Here is a 16,494-nt window from a genome sequence, read left to right on the forward strand (position 1 = left end):
GCCCGTCTCGGCGGACGGACCAACGCATCAGTCCGTGGTCCTGCGACAATGACGCCGTGCAGATCCCCGACGAATTCCTGCCCGGCGACGGCCGCTTCGGCTCCGGCCCGTCCAAGGTCCGCCCCGAGGCGCTGGCCGCCCTCGCCGCGACGGGGACCTCGCTGCTGGGGACGTCGCACCGGGCCGCGCCGGTGAAGGCGCTCGTCGGCAGCATCCGCGAGGGCCTGTCCTCACTGTTCCGGCTGCCCGACGGGTACGAGGTCGTCCTCGGCGTCGGCGGCTCGCACGCCTTCTTCGACGCCGCCACGTTCGGGTTGGTCGAGCGCCGCGCCCAGCACCTCGTGCACGGCGAGTTCACGGCCAAGTTCGCGCGCGCCGTGGCGGCCGCCCCGTTCCTGGAGGATCCCGAGGTCCTCGAGTCGGACTTCTCGACCCACCCCGATCCGCACGCCACGGCGGGCGTCGACACGTATGCGTGGGCGCACAACGAGACCTCGACCGGCGTCATGGTGCCGGTCCGCCGGCCCGCCGGCATCGACGAGGGCGCGCTCGTGCTGGTCGACGCCACCTCAGGGGCGGGCGGCCTGCCGGTGGACGCCGCCGAGACGGACGTCTACTACTTCGCGCCGCAGAAGGGCTTCGCGTCGGACGGCGGCCTGTGGGTCGCGCTCATGTCGCCGGCGGCGATCGAGCGGGCGCGCCGCATCAAGGACTCCGGCCGGCACATCCCCGGCTTCCTCGACCTGCCCACGGCGATCGACAACTCGCTCAAGGACCAGACCTACAACACGCCTGCCGTCGCGACGCTGTTCCTCATGGACCAGCAGCTGCGCTGGATGAACGAGCAGGGCGGCCTGGACTGGGCCGTCGCGCGGACGACCGACTCGTCCCGGCGGCTGTACGAGTGGGCCGAGGCCAGCGACCACGCGACCCCGTTCGTCACCGACCCGGCCGACCGCTCGCTCGTCGTCGGCACGATCGACCTCGAAGGCGTGGACGCGGCCGCCGTCGTGGCGGCGCTGCGCGAGAACGGCATCGTCGACGTCGCCGGCTACCGGGGCCTGGGCCGCAACCAGCTGCGGATCGCGATGTTCCCGGCCATCGAACCGGACGACGTCACGGCGCTGACGCGCTGCGTCGATCTCGTCGTCGAGCGGCTCGCGCACTGACGGTTTCCCCGGTTAAGCGGGAAAACCGTCACTGAGCGTGGGTTGCGAACCACCCGAAGTGACAGAGAGCCTCGTTCAGTCGGCGCGAGGGCGCGATGGCGGCACTGAACGAGGTTCCCTGTCACTTCGCGAGGATCGCGATCCTCGCGAAGTGCGGGAGAACCTACTGAACCGGGGAAACCGTCAGTCGACGACCGTGGCGACGCGGTGCAGCTCGCGGTGCTCCTCGTAGACCGCGGCGTTCAGGTGCAGGCCGGCGACCTCGTCGTCGGTCAGCTCGCGGCGCACCTTCGCGGGGACGCCGGCCACGAGCGAGCGCGGCGGGATGACGGCGCCCTGCGGCACCATGGCGCCCGCGGCGACGAGCGACTCCGAGCCGATGACGGCGCCGTTGAGGATGATCGCGCCCATGCCCACCAGCACGTGGTCCTCGACGGTCGCGCCGTGGATGACCGCGCCGTGGCCGACCGAGACGCCCTCGCCGAGCGTGAGCGGCTTGCCGCTGTCGACGTGGAAGACGCAGTTGTCCTGCACGTTGCTGCGCGGGCCGATCGTGATGGGCTCGTTGTCGGCCCGCAGCACCGCGCCGTACCAGACGCTGGAGCCCTCGTGCATGACGACCGAGCCCACCAACGTGGCGTTCGCCGCGACGAACGCGGACTCGTGGACCTGCGGGGACCTGTCTCCGAGAGCGATCTTCATGCGGTCACCGTATCGCCCGGCGAGATCCGGCCGACCGGGTGCGCGAGCGCAGCCGCCACGCGGCCAGCGCGCCGACGGCGACCCCGGCGAGACCGACCCCGCCGAGCCTGATCGCGCGCGAGCCGTCGCCCTCGTCCGCCGGTGCCGGCGCCGCCGTCGGCTCCGTGGTGGGCTCGGTGGCCGGCTGGTCCGTCGCGACCGTCGCCGGGCTGCCGAGGGACGCCGGCTCGGGGTCGAGCGTCAGGGTCACCAGCGGCGAGTCCTCGCCCTCGCTGCCGACCACCACGGTGTCGTCGGCGGTGAACGCGACGGTCTCGGCCTGGCGCAGCGGGGGCAGGGACTGGCTGCCGACGATGCTCCAGTCCGCCGGGTCGACCGTCCACAGCGCCCCGTAGGACAGCAGTGCGACGCGCGAGCCGTCGGGCGAGAACGCGCCGTCGGTCACGAGCGCCGGCAGGTCGGTCGCGACCCGCGTGAAGGTGGCGGGCTCGCGGCCGAGCTCGGACTCGCGAACGCTGAGCGCCTCGGCGCCGGCGAGCGCCTTCGTCACCACGACGAGCTCGTCGGAGTCCGGCGCGGCCAGCAGCGCCTCCACGTCGGCGGGACCCCCGGGCAGGCGCACGGGGTGGCGCTCGGCGCCGACCGTCGCGGTCCGGCGGCCCGGCTCGTCGATCGCGTACAGCGCGGTGTCGTCGCGCTCGGCCCGGTTGTCGCCGACGTCGGCGATCCACAGCGTGCCGTCGCGGAGCGCGAGCGCCTCGACGTCACGGAACTGCGCCCGCACGGTCGTGACGCCGACGACGTCGCCCGAGGCGAGGTCGATCGCGAAGACCTCGGCGGCGTTGCCCGAGTCGTTGACGGTGTACGCCAGACCGGGTTCGTCGGTGCTGACGGCGAGCCCGCTGGACTCGGTGACGCGCGGGTCCGAGATCGTCACCCGGGGCTGCGACGGCGTGGCCTCGGCGCGGTCGAGGAGCGCCGCGGCGACCACGACCAGCATGAGCGCGGTGAGCAGGACGAACATCAGCTGCCGGGTGTGGCGGGGGTTCACGCGACCTCCTCGGGGCCGGGCACGCGGGCTATCGTGGTGACATGGCCAGCACCAAGCGCTCCCGCATCCCCGACCTGGGCCGGCCCGAGATCACGGAGCTCGAGTTCGGGCGCACGACCCACCGCGTCGCCGCGGTCGAGCCGATGGACGTCGACGGCGTCCGCACCATGACCGTCGGCACGATCGTGTGGGGCGTCATCGCCGTCGCGCTGCTGCCCTTCTGGGGCAACCTGCAGGACCAGGGCCGCACGTGGTGGCTGTGGACCGCGATCGCGGGACTGGGGCTGGGCCTCATGGGGATCGAGTACTGCAAGCGTCGCCGTGACGCGATGCAGCAGGCGGCCGCCGAGAGCTCCGCCGCGCTGCCGGCCGCCGTCGAGGCGCAGGCCGACGCCGTCGAGCCCGCTGCGGCGCCCCCCGAGCGACCCGCGGCGCCCCCCGAGCGACTCGCGGCCCCCGCCGAGGCGCCGAGCACGCCGCAGCGTCCCGTGGGACGCCGTCGCAAGAACTGACGCCCGGCGCGGGCGCGCCGTCACACCGGACACGGGACGCCTCAGAACTCCTCGACCTCGTCGGTCATGGTGTCCAGCACCGGGTCCGGCAGCGACGCCGCCGAGTTGGAGCGCTTGGGGCGCGTGCCCGAGTGGGCGCCGCAGCCGTGCGTGAGCGCGACGACGCGGCCGTCGGCGTTGGCCATCTTGTTGGCGCACACGCCGAAGCGGTCGGACAGGTCGCCCGCGAGCGAGACCAGGAAGCCGCACGTGCCGCAGATGCCGGGCGCCTGCTTGGCGATCGGCGCGTCCGGGCCGGACTCGCCCTCGTACCAGCGCTCGGCGGCGTCCTCGCGTCCCTCGAGCGACAGGACCCACTCGCGGCCCAGGCCGATCTCGCGCGCGAAGTGCCGGTCGACCACGCCGGTGCCGTCGCCGTCGCCCGCGGACCACGCGGGGACCAGGCGGATGTCGTCCTCCTCGGGCGGCAGCACGTCGCCGGGACCGAGGTCGCCGGGGCGGATCCGCTCGCGGTAGGGGGTCCACTCGGGGGCGACGATCGCCTCGTCGCCGGGCAGCAGCACGATGTCGTTGACGGTCGCCTCGCCGTCGAGGACCGAGAGGCTCACGGCCCAGTACCAGCCGACGTAGCCCGGCAGCAGGCACGCGAATCGCTCGGTGACCAGGCCGAAGCCCTCGTCCGTGGTGCCGACGTGCTCGCCGACCGTGCCGTCGTCGACGCTCTCGTCGAGGGCGGCGCGCGCCGTGGAGATGACCGTGCTCATGACTCCGATTGTCCCTCACGGCCCCACACCGGACCAAGCCCGGTGGCCTACGGCACGAGAAGGGCCGCCAGGACGAGCAGGACCGGCAGCGAGGCCAGGGTCGTCACGGCGACGCAGTCGCGCGCGAGCACCTCGCCCCGGCGGAAGCGCGAGGCGTAGACGAAGACGTTCTGCGCCGTCGGCAGTGCGGCCATGAGGGTGACGCCGGCGACCTCGTGGGCGTCGAGGCCGAGCGCGAACCGCGCGACGAGGTACGCCACGAGCGGCTGCCACGCCAGCTTGAGCACGGCGACGAACGCGACCTCGCGACCGTTCCCGCGACCGATGCCGGGCCCGAACCGCAGCGCCACGCCGTACGCGATGAGCGCCGCCGGGATCGCCATCGCGCCGAGCAGCGAGATCGGCTCGGCGACGACGCGCGGCAGGTCCGCGTGCGCGACCGACAGCACGACGCCGACGACCGCGGCGACCGAGACCGGGTTGCGCAGGCCGGCCCGCACGAACGCCCACGGCGTGACGCGCATGCCCGCGTCCATGCTGAGGAACGTCAGCGCGAGCGGCGCGTAGATCGTCAGCTGCAGGACCATCGTCGGCAGCGCGAACGCCGCGTCGCCCAGGACGTAGCCCGCGATCGGCAGGCCCAGGTAGCCGCCGTTCGCGTAGGAGGCCGACATGCCGCCCACCACCGCGTGGTCGCGCGAGCGGCCCCGCCACCGCGCCCACGGCAGGTACACGACGAGCACCGCGAGGACGCCCGCGACGGCGACGACGAACCACGGTCCGAACACGGTGCCGAGGTCGGTCGAGCGCAGGACGTCGATCAGCAGCGCGGGCGTCGCGACGAAGTAGACGAGTCGCGAGAGCACGACCTGGCTGGCGGCGTCGAGCACGCCGGTCGCGGCCAGCACGTAGCCGACCGCGATGAGCACCCCGATGACGGCGAAGCCCTCGAGGGCGCCGGTCACGCGGCGCTCAGGCGTCGAGGTCGGCCGCGAGGCGGCGCAGCAGCTGCGCGACCTGGCGGGCGCGCTTGCCCTCGGGGTGGCGTCCGTGGCGGTAGCCCTCGCCCAGCCCGTCCAGCAGGTTCACGAGGTCCTCGACGATCACGACCATCTCCTCGGGCGACTTGCGCCGCGCGTGGGCCTGCGCCTGCGAGACCGAGGGGGTCGGGTCGAGCAAGCGGACCTGGAGGGCCTGGTCGCCGCGGCGGCCGGCCACGATGCCGAACTCGACGCGGGTGCCGGCCTTGAGCGTGGTGACGCCGGCGGGCAGCGCGTCCGAGCGCACGTACACGTCGTCGCCGTCCTCACGGCTGAGGAAACCGAACCCCTTGTCGGAGTCGTACCACTTCACCTTGCCGGTGGGCATGACCTGTCCTTTGCGTTCGCGGAGTGCAACCCCTCCAGTCTAGGGGTCGCTGACCGGTTCGGGTGCCCCGCGGAGCGTGGCGACCGGGTCGCGGCGCCGTGACATGTGTGAAGCGTGCGTCGAGGGGTACAACGCACGCAGGTGCAGAGCAGCGCCGCTCCGTCATGAGGCTGAGAGGCCGCCCGATGACGACGTTCCTTCCTCCGGTGAAGGTCATGGCGCTGAACAACACGACGCTGGCCGCGCTCCCGCCCTCGGTCAGTCCGCCCGGGTACCGGCGCGAGCTCCTCGAGCCCGCCGTCGTGCACATCGGCGTGGGTCACTTCCACCGTGCCCACGAGGCCGTGTACCTCGACGACCTCGCCCGCCTGGGCGAGCGGGGCTGGGGCCTGGTCGGCGTCGGGCTGCACCGGCCCGAGATGGGCGAGGTCCTGTCCCGCCAGGACGACCTGTACCTGCTGCTCGAGCGTCACGAGCGGCGCGACCACGCCCGCGTGGTCGGCGCGATGACCAGGTACCTCTTCGCGCCGGACGACCCCGAGGCCGTCCTGGCGACTCTCGCCGATCCACGCACGCGCCTGGTGACGCTGACGATCACGGGGCCGGGCTACCGCGTGGGGCCGCGCACCGGCGAGTTCGACGCCGGTGACGCCGAGGTCGCCGCCGACCTGGCCGAGCCGTCACGGCCGCGGACCGTCTTCGGCTACGTCGTCGAGGCGCTCGCGCGGCGCCGCCGCCACGGCGACGCGCCGTTCACGGTCCTCTCGTGCGACAACATGCGCGACAACGGCGCCGCGGCCCGCACCGCGATCGTCTCGTTCGCGGCGCTGCGCGATCCCGATCTGGCGGCGTGGATCGACCGGCACGTCGCCTTCCCGAGCTCGATGGTCGACGGCATCACGCCGGCCACCTCGGTCGACGAGCGTCACGCGATCACGGCCGAGTTCGGTGTCGACGACGGCTGGCCGGTGGTCACCGAGCCGTACCGCCAGTGGATCGTCGAGGACCGGTTCTGCAACGGCCGGCCCCCGTGGGAGCAGGTCGGGGTCCAGCTCGTGCCCGACGTGGCGCCGTACCAGGCCATGAAGACGCGCCTGCTCAACGCCAGCCACTGCGCCCTCGGCTTCCTGGGCACGCTCGGCGGCCACACCACGACGTGCGAGACGCTGGCCGACCCCGTCTTCGCCGCGTACCTCGACCACCTCATGGCGGACGAGGTCTCCCCCCTCCTGGCCCCCTCCCCCGGCATCGACGTCGCGGCCTACCGCCGCTCGATCGCGCGCCGCCTGCGCCACCCGCGCATGGGCGACCCGCTCGAGCGCCTGCGACGCCGCGGGGCCTGGAAGGTCGGCGAGTACCTCGTCCCGTCGATCGCCGAGTCGATCGAGCGCGGGCGCTCGCCGGACCTGCTCGTGCTGGCCGTCGCGGGGTGGCTCGTCCTGGAGTCCGCCGCCCGCGGCGTCGAGCGGGCCGCGCTGCTCGCCGACGCCGACGCCTTCGGCCCCCTGTCCCGCGATCCCCGATTCGCGGCGGCCGCCCGGCGGGCGGTCGGCGACCTGCAACGCCTCGGCGCGCACGGCGCCATCACCGCCCGACTCCCCCACACGAGAGGCAGCCGATGACCACGTGGTTCGAGGACCGGCCCGTCCCGCAGATCCGCGCCGTCCTGTGCGACGCCGACGGCACCCTGTTCCCGTCCGAGGAGCCGGCGTACGAGGCCTCCGCCATCGTCACGAACCGGTTCCTGGACCACCTCGGCGTCGACCTCGCGTACGAGCCCGCGGAGCTGCAGCGGCTGACGAACGGGCGCAACTTCCGCTCGTCCGCGGCGCTGCTGGCCGACCTGCACGAGCGGCGGCTCGACGCTGACGATCTCGAGCACTGGGTCGCGGTCGAGCGGGACGTGGTCACGGCGCACCTGCGGACCGTGCTGCGCCCCGACTGCGAGGTCCGCGGGCCGCTCGCCGAGCTGGCCCGGCGGCTGCCGCTCGCGGTCGTCACGTCGAGCGCCGGCCCCCGCCTCGCCGCGTGCCTCGAGGTCACCGGCCTGACCGGCCTGTTCGAGTCGGCGACGCTGTTCAGCGCCGAGAGCTCCCTGCCCCGGCCGGTGAGCAAGCCCGACCCCGCCGTCTACACGTTCGCGTGCGAGCGCCTCGGCGTCTCGCCCGCGGAGGCGGTCGCCGTGGAGGACTCCGTCAACGGAGCCCTGTCGGCCGTCGCCGCCGGCTGCCGGACGATCGGCACCGTGCAGTTCGTCCCACCCGAGCAACGTGCCGACCGGATCGCGGCACTCCGCGAGGCCGGCGCGGACGTCGTGGTCGACAGCTGGTGGGAGATCGTCCGCCTGCTGAACGACCTCGTGCCGATTGGCGCCGCCGCCCCCGTGACCGGAGCGGACGCATGAGGGGCCTCGTCCTAGCGCGGGTCGGCGCCCGATCGCTCCACCGGAGCTGGATCGAGCCCGGCACGCCGCGCGACTGGGACCTGCGGCTCGTCCCGTACCAGCCGATCCCGTCGCAGGACGACGTGGACTGCGTCGTCGAGGAGGTGGTCCCCGGGCCGAAGTGGACCGGCCTGCGCGAGGTCCTGCGCCGATGGGACGGCTGGCGCGAGTACGACCACGTCTGGCTGCCCGACGACGACCTCCTGGTCGACCAGGACGGCATCAGCCGCCTGTTCGCGCTGGCGGACGGCGCGCACCTGGACCTCTTCGCCCCGGCGATGCACGACGCGTCCCACTTCGCGCACTTCTCGGCCATGCGGAACCACAGCTTCTTCGGCCGGCGCACCGGCTTCGTCGAGATCATGATGCCGGGCTTCAGCGTGCGGGCCCTCGAGGAGCTGCTGCCGACGCTCGACCTCACCGAGACCGGATGGGGCTGGGGCCTGGACTCGCTGTGGCCCAAGCTGCTCGACTACCAGGGCGTCGGCATCCTCGACGCGGTGCCGGTCCTGCACACGCGCCCGGTGGGCCAGATGCGCGACGCCGGCCTCGCGCGCCGGGTGCGCGCGGAGTCGGACCGCATCATGGCCGACCACGCGTGCCGGCAGGTGCACACGACGTTCTCGGCCTTCGGGCCGGACCTCACGACCCTAGATCTGGCGCCTGCGCGGTTCTTCGCCGACCTCGTCGCCGGCTGGCAGCACCTGATCGACGCCGACCCGCGGATCCTGACGTGGCTCGTGGACTACCAGCGCGACCGCCTGCCGTCCCTGCCCTACCCCGTCGAGGGAACGCCCTGAGGCGCGCTCACGCCTCGTCGTCGAAGTCGACCGAGATGGTCTGGAAGCCCTTGTGCCGCTGCATCCGGGCGTACTGCGCGTACGCGCGGCGGTCGCCCGCGGTCAGCACGACGTTGTCGGTGAAGGGCGTCAGCAGCGCCCGGGGGTAGAGGTGACGGCGGCGCACGACGTTGATCTCGAGGCCGATCACGATGATCGCCGTGAGCAGGAACAGCAGCGCGATCAGGCCGAGGACGAGCGCGAAGGTCTGGTTCATCGAGGAGGCCCGCACGATGACCCGCTGCACGTACGCGTCCCCGGCGAACTGCAGCACCTGCCACCCGAGCGCGCAGAACAGCGAGCCGGGCAGCACCGACCGCCACGACGCCCGCCGCAGGCTCACGAACTTGAACACGACGATGAAGATGCCCCACGACACCATGAGGCCGACGAAGCGCATGACGAGGCCGAGGTCGGGCAGGTGGTCGATCCCCACCACCTCCGGATTGTCGACGAGCGACTGCAGCACCGCGATGAAGCCGATGCCCAGGCCGCCGATGCCGAGCACGCCGAAGCTGCGCAGCCGCATGACGATCGGGTTGGGGCGGCTGTTGCGCGGCACGCCCCAGGCCACGTTGGCCGCGTTCTGCGTCGACTGGCCCACGCCGAGCGCACCGTAGGCGGCCGCAAGGGAGCCGATCACGATCGCCGACGTGCTGCCGGTGATCCCGTTGGGCCGGCCGAGCTGGTCGCCGACGATCGGGAACTGGCCGAGCGCCGTGTCCAGCAGCCGCTCCTGCAGCTCGAGGTCGCCCTGCAGGATGAAGCCGAGCACCGACGTGGCGATCAGCATGAGCGGGAAGATCGCGATGAACGAGTAGTAGGTCATGATCGCCGCGAGGTACGGGCCCTGGTCGTCGAAGAACTTGTAGACGACGGCGATCGGGAATCCGACGACCGGATGACGACGCTGGAAGCGGTCGATCCGGGCGACGACGTTCATGGCAGGTATTGTCTCGCAGCCGCGACGACGCGTTCGTACACCGCGCGGTCCAGCACGGCGCCTTCTCGGCGGACGTCCTGCTCGCGCACCTCGATGAGCCGGTTGAGCCGGACCTCGCTGGCCCGGCCGCGCGCGTCCCACGCGCCCGAGCCGATGTCCATCCAGTGACGGCCGGCACGCGCCTCCTGGGCGGCGTCGCGGTCGTGGTCCTTCGAGGTCAGCTGGAGTCCCACCAGCGTCGACGCGTCGCGCCGGCCGATGAGCAGGACCGGACGGTCCTTGCCCTGCGCCGGGTCGTCCTCGTAGGGCACCCACGTCCACACGATCTCGCCCGGGTCGGGGCGGCCGTCGGCGTCACCGGCCCACGTCGTGTCCAGCCCGCCGCGCGCGGGTGGCGCGGACGGCGCTGAGGACGCGACGGTTCGCCCGGCCTGCACCAGGCGTCGCAGGACGGAGGTCAGACTCGCACGGGCCACGGGCGACTCAGCCGGCGGTCTCGAACGCCGGCAGCTGGCGCTTCATGACCTTGCCGGTGGGGTTGCGCGGCAGCTGGTCGAGGAACATGATCCCCCGCGGCACGGCGGAGCGGGACACGTTGTCGCGGGCGAACTCGGTCAGCTCGGACACCGTGACGTCGCTGCCCTCCTTGCGCACGACGTACGCGGCCAGGCGCTGGCCCCAGTCGGGGTCGGCGATGCCGGTGACGACCACGTCGACCACCTCGGGGTGCTCGATGAGGCAGTCCTCGAGCTCGCGCGGGAAGACGTTCTCGCCGCCGGAGATGATCATGTCGTCGTCGCGGCCGGCGACGAAGAGGCGGCCCTCCTCGTCGAAGTAGCCCAGGTCGCCCGAGTCCATGAGGCCCGAGTGGAACGACTTGTTGCGCCCGTCGGTGTAGCCGCCGAACGGCATGTCGTTGACGACGTGGATGACGCCGATGTCGCCCTGCGGGACCTCGTTGCCGTCGTGGTCGAGCACCTTGACCTGCGTGCGCCACGGCACCCGGCCGGCGGTGCCGGGGGCGGCGCGCAGGTCCTTGGGGCTGGCGATCGTGATCCAGCTGGTCTCGGTCGCGCCGTAGAAGTTGTAGATCGAGTCGGTGAACATGTCCATGAAGTGCAGGGCCAGGTCACCGGCGAGGGCCGAGCCGCTGGAGGCGGTGATCTTGAGGCTCGACACGTCGGTGTTCTTCACGACGTTCGGGTCGGCCTTGACCATGCGCTGGAGCATGAGCGGGACGACGACGAGCACCTCGACCTTGTACTTCTCGATGTCGCGCAGCGTCTGCTCGGGCGAGAACTTGCGACGCAGCACGAACGTGGGGCACGTCGACAGGCCGAAGCCCAGGTTGATCAGGCCCCACGAGTGGAACAGCGGCGCGGCGATCGAGACGACCGAGTTGCTCTGGTAGGGGATCGAGCCGAAGAAGGCCAGCAGCGGCTTGAGGTCCTCGGGCTCCTTGCGCTTGGCGCCCTTGGGCAGGCCCGTCGTGCCCGACGTGAAGATGATCATCTCGCCGTGCTTCTCCGGGACGGGGTGCTCGTCCTTGGGCTTGCCGACGGTGGCGGACTCGATCGAGGGCAGGTTGGTGGGCGCGTCCGCGTCGGCCCACGCGAGCATGAGGCGGCTGCGGCGGACGTCCTCCACGAGGGGCAGGAACTCCTGGTCGAGGATGAGCAGCTCGGCGCCCTCGCGCTCGGCGAGGTCGGTGAGCTGGGCACGGCTGGACATCGTGTTCAGCAGCAGGATGCGGCCGCCCATCTGGACGACGGCGACCAGCGCGATCACGAGGTAGCGGTGGTTGCGCGACAGGACGGCGACCGAGTCGCCCGCCTTGATGCCGCGCTCCTTGAGCACCTCGGTGAACTGGTTGATCTGCGCGACGAGCTCCTCGTACGTGATCTGGCCGGCGTCGTCGATGATCGCGACCTGCTTGGGGTAGCGCTTCGCGGCGGCGTTGACCCCCGACGGAAGCCCCGGCCCCCACTTCTTCAGCACGCGGGCGGCACCGATGAGCCGGTGCGGCGGCAGGGCCTTGATGACGCCGATGCGTCGCAGGACCTTCAGTTTGTAACCCAGATCACCCATGGCCCGTACCCTAACAGGAGGATTCCCTCACATCTCGCGTTTTCTGCAACCCTCGGACACTACCCGCGACGGGGTCTCAGACGGGCGGCAGGATGCCCTTCTCACGCAGCATCTCGAGCACCGATTCGACGCACTCGCCCACGCCGGTGCGCGACGTGTCGATCGTCAGGTCGGCGTCGTCGGGCACCTCGTAGGGCGAGTCGATCCCGGTGAAGTCGGGGATCAGCCCGGCACGGGCCTTGGCGTACAGGCCCTTGCGGTCGCGTGCCTCGGCGACCGCGAGCGGCGTGGCCACGTGGATGACGAGGAAGGGCGAGCGCGGCTCCACCCGCTCGCGCATGGCCTGGCGGGCCGACGCGAACGGCGCGATCGGCGCGCACACCGCGAGGCCGCCGACCTCGGCGACGCGCGCCGCGACCCACGCGATCCGGGTCAGGTTGCGCTCGCGGTCCTCACGGCCGTAGCCGAGACCGGCCGAGAGCTCCTGACGGACGTCGTCGCCGTCGAGCAGGACGGTGCGGCGCAGGTTCTGCGCCGTGATCGCCTCCACGACGGCACGCGCCACGGTCGACTTGCCGGCGCCGGACAGCCCGGTGAACAGCAGCACGGCACCGGTGTCCGCCTCGGCGCTCGGCCGGCGGAAGTCGAGCGGGTCGCGGACGCTGAGCGACCCCAGCGCGTACTGCAGCACCTCCTCGGCCGACGCGGTCTCGCCCACCGCCGGAGCCGCGAGGTACCAGGCTCGGGCGTTGGGGATCACGTCCGCGCAGCGCCGCAGCTCGTCCATCACCGCGACGTCGCTGCCGGACGCGTCCTGCGCCGCGATGCCGATGAGCGCGAGTGGCTTGCCGTGCGCGACGTTGACGGCGCGCATGACGTCGCCGGCGCTGACCCGGCCGCTGAACAGCGCCACGACGTGGTCGCCGAGGTCCACCGGGACGACGAGCCGCACGGCGCGGGCCGGCGGGTGCTCGGCGGCCTTCGCCGGCCTCAGCCGACCCGCCACCCACGTCGTCTGGTCGTCGCGCGGGCGGGTGTCGGACAGCACGAGCGTCGCGAGCGGGGTGTTGTCGGGGTCGGTCAGCGTCAGCGAGCCCTGGTCGACGGCCTCGACCGCGGCCTTCGCCGGCACCGCGAGGGTCGCCTCGAAGGGCCAGTCGGCGGGGGCGCGGCCCGGCAGGCAGTAGCCGTCGACGGGCGCGAGGAAGCGGCCGAGGATGAGCTCGAGCGCGTCCAGCTGGTGGCCGCGCAGGACGGCGCCGGCGCTCACGGGCGCTCCTTCGCCTCGCGCGCCGCCCTCGCCTGCCGGTGCTCGACGAACGCGAACGCCGGGAAGCCCAGCCGGCGGCGGACCACCATCCACACGAGCGGCGCGGCGACCAGCGTGACGGCCAGGATGAGACCCGTCGTGCCGTTCGGGACGCCGATGAGCTTGAGGCCCGAGGCCAGCAGCACGAACGCCAGCGCGCGGCGGACCCAGCCGCCGGGCAGCCGCGCCGAGAGCCGCGCGCCGATGTAGGCGCCGGGGATCGAGCCGATGATGAGCGGCAGCGAGACGCTCAGGTCGAGGTCGCCGAAGATCGCGTGGCTGATCGCGGCCGACGCGACGAGCGGGACGGCCTGCACGAGGTCGGTGCCGACGAGCTGGCTCGCCTTGAGGCCCGGGTACAGCAGCATCAGGCCGATGATGATGAGAGACCCCGAGCCGACCGACGTCATGCCGACGACGAGGCCGCCCAGGATGCCCAGCAGCAGCGTGGGCACCGGGCGGACGTGACGCTCGGGACGGGCCTGCGGGAGCGGCTCGCCCTTGCCGTCGCGGGTGCGGGCGCGCTCGAGCAGCCGCATGTAGGCGCGCACCAGCAGCAGCGCCGCGCTCAGCAGGATCGCCAGGCCGAGGGCGACCTTGATGCCGTCCTGCATCTGCTGGGAGTCGCCGAGCGCGCGCAGGATCAGCACGCCGCAGAACGCGGCCGGGACCGAGCCCGCGCACAGCCAGCCGACGAGCCGCAGGTTCACCGTCCCCCGCCGCAGGTGGACGGACGCGCCGACCGGCTTCATGACCGCGCTCGCGACCAGGTCGCTCGAGACGGCGGTCAGCGGCGGGACGTTGAAGAAGAACACGAGCATGGGCGTCATGAGGGCGCCGCCGCCCATGCCGGTCAGGCCCACGACGATGCCGACCGCGAAGGCGCCGGCGATGAGCCACAAGTCCATGGCGATCGATTCTGTCACAGCGATCTCACGCCGATCACCGTGGTTCGGAGGCCCTTCTGCCCGGTGTTAGTGTCAAGCCGCACCCGCCGGTGCGGGCGTCTCGGGACCGGACCCGGACGCCGTCCGCGCACCGCGGAACACCGGTCGACCGCGTGGGGAGGAACCCGTCGATGTCCGAAACGAGCGAGTCGCGTCGCTACGGCCTGAGCCAGCTCGACCACCTCGAGGCCGAGGCGATCTACATCATCCGCGAGCTCGTCGCGGAGAACGAGCGACCCGCCCTGCTGTTCTCGGGCGGCAAGGACTCCGTCGTCATGCTCAACCTGGCGGTGCGCGCGTTCGCGCCCGGCCCGGTCCCGTTCCCCGTGGTCCACATCGACACGGGCCACAACTTCGACGAGGTCCTCGAGTTCCGCGACCGCGTCGTCGAGGAGCTGGGCGTGCGGCTCATCGTCGGCTCCGTCCAGGACGCGATCGACGAGGGCTTCGTGCGCGAGGAGCCCAACGGCTCGCGCAACCGCATCCAGACCCCCGTCCTGATCCGCACCGCCGAGCAGCACGGGCTGTCCGCCCTGTTCGGCGGCGCCCGCCGCGACGAGGAGAAGGCCCGCGCCAAGGAGCGCGTCTTCTCCTTCCGCGACGACTTCGGCCAGTGGGACCCCAAGAACCAGCGCCCCGAGCTGTGGTCGCTCTACAACGGCCGCATCCACCCGGGCGAGAGCATCCGCTGCTTCCCCCTGTCGAACTGGACCGAGCTCGACATCTGGCAGTACATCGCCCGCGAGGGCATCGAGCTGCCGGACATCTACTACGCCCGTGAGCGCGAGGTCTTCCTGCGCGACGGCATGTACTTCACGATCAACCAGCACTGCCAGCCGCGCGAGGGCGAGGAGGTGTTCACCGAGTCGGTCCGCTACCGCACCGTCGGCGACGCCACCCTGACCGCCGCGGTCCCCTCCACCGCCACCACGCCCGAGGAGGTCGTGGCCGAGGTCGCCGCCACGCGCATCACCGAGCGTGGCGCCACCCGCGGCGACGACAAGGTCAGCGAGGCCGCGATGGAGGATCGCAAGAAGGAGGGCTACTTCTGATGGACATCCTGCGATTCGCCACGGCCGGCTCGGTCGACGACGGCAAGAGCACGCTCATCGGCCGGCTGCTGTTCGACTCGAAGTCGATCTTCACCGACCAGCTCGAGGCCGTCGAGGCCACGAGCGCCCAGCGCGGCGACGAGTACACCGACCTCGCCCTGCTGACGGACGGCCTGCGCGCCGAGCGTGAGCAGGGCATCACGATCGACGTCGCGTACCGCTACTTCTCCACGCCCAAGCGCAAGTTCATCATCGCGGACACGCCGGGCCACATCCAGTACACGCGCAACATGGTCACGGGCGCCTCCACGGCCGACCTGGCGATCATCCTGGTCGACGCGCGCAAGGGCCTGCAGGAGCAGAGCCGCCGCCACGCGACCCTCGTGTCGCTGCTGCGCGTGCCGCACATCGTGCTGGCCATCAACAAGATGGACCTGGTCGACTGGTCCGAGGACGTCTACCGCCGCATCAGCGACGAGTTCGTCGACTTCGCCGCGCGCCTGGAGTTCACCGACGTCACCACGATCCCGCTCTCGGCGCTGACCGGCGACAACGTCGTGTCCCGCTCCGACGAGATGCCCTGGTACGAGGGCCCCTCGCTGCTGCACCACCTCGAGAACGTCTACATCGCCAGCGACAAGAACCTCGTCGACGTGCGGTTCCCGGTCCAGTACGTCATCCGGCCGCAGAACGGCCAGGGCGACTACCGCGCCTTCGCCGGCCAGGTCATCAGCGGCGTGCTGCGCCCCGGCGACGACGTGATCGTGCTGCCCAGCGGTCTGCCCACCAAGGTCAAGGCGATCGACACGTTCAAGGGCGAGATCCCCGAGGCCTACTCCCCCATGTCGGTGACCGTCCGGCTCGAGGACGAGGTCGACGTGTCGCGCGGCGACATGATCGTGCGCCCCAACAACCAGCCCGCGGTGACGCAGGACCTCGACGCGATGATCTGCTGGATGGACTCCGAGCCGATGCGCCTGGGCGGCAAGTACGCGATCAAGCACACGACCCGCTCGGCCCGGGCGCTGGTCAAGGAGATCAAGTACGAGCTCGACGTGAACACGCTGCACCGCCACCAGGCCCCGCAGGAGCTGGGCCTGAACGCGATCGGCCGCGTCACGCTGCGCACGACGCAGCCGCTCATGGTCGATCCCTACCAGCGCAACCGCCAGGCGGGCTCGTTCATCCTGATCGACGAGTCCACCAACCGCACCGTCGGCGCGGGCACCATCACCGAGCACTGATCGAGAGCCGAGGGCGCTCGATCTGACCGGGTTTCGAGGCTTCGGGCGCTGAGCGCCCTCGCC

The 16,494-nt window shown here is 72.2% G+C and carries 17 protein-coding genes; 7 read left to right on the top strand and 10 right to left on the bottom strand.

The window, feature by feature from the left end; translation table 11 throughout:
* The first annotated feature begins 56 nt into the window (after positions 1 to 56).
* The gene (serC, locus tag AB3M81_RS15305; protein ID WP_412904787.1) at positions 57 to 1,169 is read left to right on the top strand and encodes a phosphoserine transaminase; all 1,113 of its coding nucleotides are present in this window, start codon (positions 57 to 59) and stop codon (positions 1,167 to 1,169) included.
* 183 nt (positions 1,170 to 1,352) lie between these two features.
* On the opposite strand, the gene AB3M81_RS15310 is transcribed toward serC, so the two are convergent.
* Both AB3M81_RS15310 and AB3M81_RS15315 read right to left on the bottom strand, forming a co-directional pair.
* Positions 1,353 to 1,871, bottom strand: a complete 519-nt coding sequence (locus AB3M81_RS15310) for a gamma carbonic anhydrase family protein (RefSeq protein WP_412904788.1) — start codon at positions 1,869 to 1,871, stop codon at positions 1,353 to 1,355.
* A gap of 4 nt (positions 1,872 to 1,875) precedes the next feature.
* Positions 1,876 to 2,922, bottom strand: a complete 1,047-nt coding sequence (locus AB3M81_RS15315; protein ID WP_412904789.1) for a hypothetical protein — start codon at positions 2,920 to 2,922, stop codon at positions 1,876 to 1,878.
* Positions 2,923 to 2,963: 41 nt separating this feature from the next.
* Here AB3M81_RS15315 and AB3M81_RS15320 point away from each other — a divergent pair, with 41 nt between their 5' ends.
* Positions 2,964 to 3,434 carry a hypothetical protein gene (locus tag AB3M81_RS15320; protein ID WP_412904790.1) on the top strand — a complete coding sequence of 157 codons (471 nt, stop codon included), beginning with the start codon at positions 2,964 to 2,966 and terminating at the stop codon, positions 3,432 to 3,434.
* Between the two features lie 41 nt (positions 3,435 to 3,475).
* On the opposite strand, the gene AB3M81_RS15325 is transcribed toward AB3M81_RS15320, so the two are convergent.
* From AB3M81_RS15325 to AB3M81_RS15335, 3 genes are read right to left on the bottom strand one after another with little or no spacing between them, the layout of a single operon-like run.
* Positions 3,476 to 4,198: a DUF3027 domain-containing protein gene (locus tag AB3M81_RS15325; RefSeq protein WP_412904791.1), complete on the bottom strand. Its 723-nt coding sequence runs from the start codon at positions 4,196 to 4,198 to the stop codon at positions 3,476 to 3,478.
* A 47-nt stretch (positions 4,199 to 4,245) separates the two neighbouring features.
* Positions 4,246 to 5,163 (bottom strand): AEC family transporter, encoded by a 918-nt coding sequence (locus AB3M81_RS15330; RefSeq protein ID WP_412904792.1) that lies wholly within the window; start codon positions 5,161 to 5,163, stop codon positions 4,246 to 4,248.
* Between the two features lie 7 nt (positions 5,164 to 5,170).
* Positions 5,171 to 5,566 (bottom strand): cold-shock protein, encoded by a 396-nt coding sequence (locus AB3M81_RS15335; protein WP_412904793.1) that lies wholly within the window; start codon positions 5,564 to 5,566, stop codon positions 5,171 to 5,173.
* 215 nt (positions 5,567 to 5,781) lie between these two features.
* Here AB3M81_RS15335 and AB3M81_RS15340 point away from each other — a divergent pair, with 215 nt between their 5' ends.
* From AB3M81_RS15340 to AB3M81_RS15350, 3 genes are read left to right on the top strand one after another with little or no spacing between them, the layout of a single operon-like run.
* Positions 5,782 to 7,188 (top strand): mannitol dehydrogenase family protein, encoded by a 1,407-nt coding sequence (locus tag AB3M81_RS15340; protein ID WP_412904794.1) that lies wholly within the window; start codon positions 5,782 to 5,784, stop codon positions 7,186 to 7,188.
* Complete coding sequence (locus tag AB3M81_RS15345; RefSeq protein ID WP_412904795.1) at positions 7,185 to 7,970, top strand: HAD family hydrolase; 786 nt, start codon at positions 7,185 to 7,187, stop codon at positions 7,968 to 7,970. The genes AB3M81_RS15340 and AB3M81_RS15345 overlap by 4 nt, the downstream gene beginning before the upstream one ends.
* Entirely contained in the window at positions 7,967 to 8,809 is an 843-nt protein-coding gene (locus AB3M81_RS15350) for a hypothetical protein (protein WP_412904796.1), read from the top strand. Before AB3M81_RS15345 ends, AB3M81_RS15350 begins: the two co-directional genes overlap by 4 nt.
* A 7-nt stretch (positions 8,810 to 8,816) precedes the next feature.
* Here the strand turns inward: AB3M81_RS15350 and AB3M81_RS15355 are convergent, their stop codons facing one another.
* The 5 genes from AB3M81_RS15355 to AB3M81_RS15375 all read right to left on the bottom strand — a co-directional run bounded on the left by AB3M81_RS15355 (position 8,817) and on the right by AB3M81_RS15375 (position 14,096).
* Positions 8,817 to 9,791, bottom strand: coding sequence for a YihY/virulence factor BrkB family protein (locus tag AB3M81_RS15355; protein WP_412904797.1), 975 nt, complete (start codon positions 9,789 to 9,791; stop codon positions 8,817 to 8,819).
* The gene (locus AB3M81_RS15360) at positions 9,788 to 10,267 is read right to left on the bottom strand and encodes a type II toxin-antitoxin system PemK/MazF family toxin (RefSeq protein WP_412904798.1); all 480 of its coding nucleotides are present in this window, start codon (positions 10,265 to 10,267) and stop codon (positions 9,788 to 9,790) included. The genes AB3M81_RS15355 and AB3M81_RS15360 overlap by 4 nt, the downstream gene beginning before the upstream one ends.
* Positions 10,268 to 10,274: 7 nt before the next feature.
* Positions 10,275 to 11,879: an AMP-binding protein gene (locus AB3M81_RS15365; protein ID WP_412904799.1), complete on the bottom strand. Its 1,605-nt coding sequence runs from the start codon at positions 11,877 to 11,879 to the stop codon at positions 10,275 to 10,277.
* 76 nt (positions 11,880 to 11,955) lie between these two features.
* The gene (gene cysC, locus AB3M81_RS15370) at positions 11,956 to 13,149 is read right to left on the bottom strand and encodes an adenylyl-sulfate kinase (protein WP_412904800.1); all 1,194 of its coding nucleotides are present in this window, start codon (positions 13,147 to 13,149) and stop codon (positions 11,956 to 11,958) included.
* Entirely contained in the window at positions 13,146 to 14,096 is a 951-nt protein-coding gene (locus tag AB3M81_RS15375) for a sulfite exporter TauE/SafE family protein (RefSeq protein ID WP_412904801.1), read from the bottom strand. The genes cysC and AB3M81_RS15375 overlap by 4 nt, the downstream gene beginning before the upstream one ends.
* A gap of 170 nt (positions 14,097 to 14,266) precedes the next feature.
* Between AB3M81_RS15375 and cysD the strand changes: the two genes are divergently transcribed.
* Positions 14,267 to 15,187 (top strand): sulfate adenylyltransferase subunit CysD, encoded by a 921-nt coding sequence (cysD, locus tag AB3M81_RS15380; protein WP_412904802.1) that lies wholly within the window; start codon positions 14,267 to 14,269, stop codon positions 15,185 to 15,187.
* Positions 15,187 to 16,431, top strand: a complete 1,245-nt coding sequence (gene cysN, locus AB3M81_RS15385; protein ID WP_412904803.1) for a sulfate adenylyltransferase subunit CysN — start codon at positions 15,187 to 15,189, stop codon at positions 16,429 to 16,431. Before cysD ends, cysN begins: the two co-directional genes overlap by 1 nt.
* The last annotated feature ends 63 nt before the right edge of the window (positions 16,432 to 16,494 follow it).

Source organism: Aeromicrobium jepli (genome assembly GCF_047246605.1).
Lineage (GTDB): Bacteria > Actinomycetota > Actinomycetes > Propionibacteriales > Nocardioidaceae > Aeromicrobium.

Bases quoted from the DNA above. Each gene is read 5' to 3' on its own strand.
- AB3M81_RS15350 (WP_412904796.1), top strand. From the start codon at position 7,967: ATGAGGGGCCTCGTCCTAGCGCGGGTCGGCGCCCGATCGCTCCACCGG.
- AB3M81_RS15325 (WP_412904791.1), bottom strand. From the start codon at position 4,198: ATGAGCACGGTCATCTCCACGGCGCGCGCCGCCCTCGACGAGAGCGTC.
- AB3M81_RS15335 (WP_412904793.1), bottom strand. From the start codon at position 5,566: ATGCCCACCGGCAAGGTGAAGTGGTACGACTCCGACAAGGGGTTCGGT.
- AB3M81_RS15310 (WP_412904788.1), bottom strand. From the start codon at position 1,871: ATGAAGATCGCTCTCGGAGACAGGTCCCCGCAGGTCCACGAGTCCGCG.
- AB3M81_RS15345 (WP_412904795.1), top strand. From the start codon at position 7,185: ATGACCACGTGGTTCGAGGACCGGCCCGTCCCGCAGATCCGCGCCGTC.
- cysD (WP_412904802.1), top strand. From the start codon at position 14,267: ATGTCCGAAACGAGCGAGTCGCGTCGCTACGGCCTGAGCCAGCTCGAC.
- AB3M81_RS15320 (WP_412904790.1), top strand. From the start codon at position 2,964: ATGGCCAGCACCAAGCGCTCCCGCATCCCCGACCTGGGCCGGCCCGAG.
- AB3M81_RS15375 (WP_412904801.1), bottom strand. From the start codon at position 14,096: ATGGACTTGTGGCTCATCGCCGGCGCCTTCGCGGTCGGCATCGTCGTG.
- AB3M81_RS15365 (WP_412904799.1), bottom strand. From the start codon at position 11,879: ATGGGTGATCTGGGTTACAAACTGAAGGTCCTGCGACGCATCGGCGTC.
- cysN (WP_412904803.1), top strand. From the start codon at position 15,187: ATGGACATCCTGCGATTCGCCACGGCCGGCTCGGTCGACGACGGCAAG.
- AB3M81_RS15340 (WP_412904794.1), top strand. From the start codon at position 5,782: ATGGCGCTGAACAACACGACGCTGGCCGCGCTCCCGCCCTCGGTCAGT.
- AB3M81_RS15355 (WP_412904797.1), bottom strand. From the start codon at position 9,791: ATGAACGTCGTCGCCCGGATCGACCGCTTCCAGCGTCGTCATCCGGTC.